This is a genomic window from Alphaproteobacteria bacterium, from assembly GCA_025800285.1.
Classification (GTDB): Bacteria; Pseudomonadota; Alphaproteobacteria; order JAOXRX01; family JAOXRX01; genus JAOXRX01.
Genome location: JAOXRX010000115.1, coordinates 1 through 3,135 on the forward strand (window position 1 = coordinate 1; position 3,135 = coordinate 3,135).

Sequence of the window (3,135 nt, forward strand, 5' to 3'; positions counted from 1 at the left end):
GGTTTATACTTTTTCATGGAAAAGCTAATCTAATATTTTAAATAAATCTAATCGTGAATCTTTAATTTTAAATCTTGAAAAGAAGCATTTTCTCCAAGGTCGCTGGGAGTGTTAAAAATTCTGTGTCAATCAGATATACTAAAATATGAAAGGATTGATACAGATGGAAGAGAAAGAACAATTTGATTTTAATAATGCAGTACAAGAATTATTAAAAGGTAAAAATATAAATGGAAAAGATGGAGTACTTGCTCCATTGGTAAAACAATTAGTAGAAGCAGCCTTAGAAGCAGAGCTAGATTCACATATTACAGAAGATGTATTTTCTGGAAATAAAAATAGAAAAAATGGTAAGACTTCTAAGACAATAAAATCAACAAGTGGTACATTTGAATTAAATACACCAAGAGATTTGCAAGTGTGGATTCCGCTACGCTCCATGAGCTGGTTCATTTGAACCACAACTAGTAAAGAAAAATCAATCAACAATATCAAATGAAATAGAAGAGAAAATACTTTCAATGTATGGCTTAGGGTTAAGTTATAAAGATATAATAAAACATATTGAAGATATATATCAAATACAATTATCAACAGCAACAATAAGTGCTATTACAGATAAAATCATAGATAAAGTAAAAGCTTGGCAAAGCAGACCCTTAGAAGCAATATATCCCTTTGTATGGCTTGATGCAATCCATTATAAAATAAAGGATGGTGGGAAATATGTAACTAAAGCTGTTTATACAGTTTTAGGAATGAGTTTGGATGGTAAAAAAGATATATTAGGATTATATCTATCTCAAAGTGAAGGAGCTAACTTCTGGCTATCAGTTCTAACTGATTTAAACAATAGAGGATTAGAAGATATTCTAATTGCATCAGTAGATGGCTTAAAAGGCTTTCCAGAAGTTATAAAGACAATATTTCCTCAAACAGAAGTACAACTTTGTGTTGTACATCAAATAAGAAATTCCTTGAAGTATGTAGCCTCAAAAGATCAAAAAGAATTTATGAGAGATTTAAAATTAGTTTATCAAGCAACAACCAAAGAATTAGCAGAAGATGAGCTATTAAAACTTGATGAGAAATGGGGTAAAAAATATCCAATAGTCCTACAATCTTGGCAGAACAAGTGGGAAAATCTATCTTATTATTTCAAGTATCCTAAAGAGATAAGGAAAATTATGTATACGACCAATATTATTGAATCTGTACATAGGCAATTTAGAAAATTAACTAAAACCAAAGGAGCATTTCCAAATGAAAATTCTCTACTAAAATTGTTATATATGGGAATTGAGAATGCAAAAGTCAAATGGACTCAGCCTGTTCATAATTGGAGCTTAACAATCTCCCAACTTGCTATATTTTTCGAAGGGAGATTAGATAATTATTTAGAGTTGTAACAAATGAGTATTTGTTACATTAGGTGACTTGACATGTACAAAACTAGACTTGACCTGACATAGTACAATTTCTCCTGAAATTTTTTGTCAGTTATTTCATGACACCATGTCTTTTGACTCTGTGGAATTATAACCAATCATCTTAACTTTAGCAAGATGTTTTGTTTTTTCAAAGCATTCCATAGGAGTCATACCCTCACAGTTTTTACCCTGATGAGTTCGCTCAAAATTATAGTGTTGTAGCCAGATATCTAAATCATTTTGTAATTCCTCCATAGTATTATATATTTTAGTTCTAAAGGCAACATTATAAAATTCTTGTTGTATTGTTTTGTGAAATCTTTCACAAATTCCATTTGTTTGAGGTGATTTAGCTTTAGTAAAAGTATGATCTATTTCCTCAATAGTAAGATATAATTCATATTCATGGTGTTCTCTAGCTCCTTTATACTCTGTTCCACGATCAGTAAGCATACGAAGTAATTTAACGTCCTTAGAATCATAGAAAGGTAGAACTCTATCATTGAGTAGATCAGCAGCCACAAGAGCATTCTTACGATCATATAGTTTACAAAAAGCAACTTTAGCATATGTATCGATATATGTTTGTTGATAAATCTTTCCAATACCTTTTACAGTACCTACAAAGTATGTATCTTGTGAGCCTAAATATCCCGGAAAAAGAGTTTCAATTTGACCATGTGCTATTTTCTCTTCTTTAGCATTTTCTAGTGCTTGTACTTGTGATTCTGTAAGGATAAAGTTTTCTTGTGCAGATTTTTCCTCTAAAGCTTTTAATCTTAGTTTCATGGTTTGTAGATTATGTCTTAACCATATACTTCTAACTCCACCTGGAGATAGAAATATACCTTTCTTTTTTAATTCATTACTGGCTCTTAATTGTCCATAAGCAGGATAATCTATTGCAAAAGATAAAACAGCATCTTCTATCTCTTTAGCTATTCTATTTTTATAATTTGGCTTTTTACGACTTACTTCTTGTAAACCATCTTCACCATGTTCTTCATATAACTTTTTAAATCTATAAAAACTATCTCTACTATATCCAAATACTTTGCAAGCTCTTGATACACTTCCTAATTCTTGTGCTAAATTTAATAATCCTAATTTATTTTTTATGATTTTTTCTTGTGTATGTAAATTCATTTCAATTTCTCCTAAATCTATTATCTAGGAAAAATTGTACTCTTTTATTTTATAATTTGTCAGATTAAGTCTTAACTAGTACAGATTATCAAAAACTTTAGAATGTTCAATTAATTGTTTAGTAAATTAAAAAGCTTATAAGTTTGTAATTATGCACACTTTAAATACTGATGCATTTAAATATATAATTCATTTATTTTGTTTGATAGTGTTTCTATTGATTTAATTTTATAATCAAGCATTTGCATTTTCTCATTAAGGATTTTTATATTGTATTTATTTGCATAAGTATCAAATGTAAGGCGACTTCCACCACTAATATTATGTCCTAGAATTTCATTTACTATATTCTTATCTACTTTTAATTGTTTTAATTCATTTGAAAAAGTATGTCTAAAACTATGAAATACCTTTTATAATTTTCCTCATTTTTTATTTTTCTTTGCTTTAAAATATATTTTAAGAAATTCTTCTTTTGATAAATATCTATTTATATTTTCCTTCACATCATATAAAGAGATTAAAGCTTTATCTTCATCTTTTGCTTCACAATCACAAT

The 3,135-nt window shown here is 28.5% G+C and carries 1 protein-coding gene and 1 pseudogene; one reads left to right on the forward strand and one right to left on the reverse strand.

Annotated features, from left to right (window positions below):
* Positions 1 to 163 precede the first annotated feature (163 nt).
* Positions 164 to 1,409 (forward strand): annotated as a pseudogene (locus tag OIF36_05700) (IS256 family transposase).
* Between the two features lie 96 nt (positions 1,410 to 1,505).
* On the opposite strand, the gene OIF36_05705 reads toward OIF36_05700, so the two are convergent.
* Complete coding sequence (locus OIF36_05705; protein MCV6599947.1) at positions 1,506 to 2,576, reverse strand: IS481 family transposase; 1,071 nt, start codon at positions 2,574 to 2,576, stop codon at positions 1,506 to 1,508.
* Positions 2,577 to 3,135 lie beyond the last annotated feature (559 nt).

What these genes read in the sequence shown, in the direction of transcription:
- OIF36_05705 (MCV6599947.1), bottom strand. Translation starts at nt 2,576, where the DNA reads ATGAATTTACATACACAAGAAAAAATCATAAAAAATAAATTAGGATTA.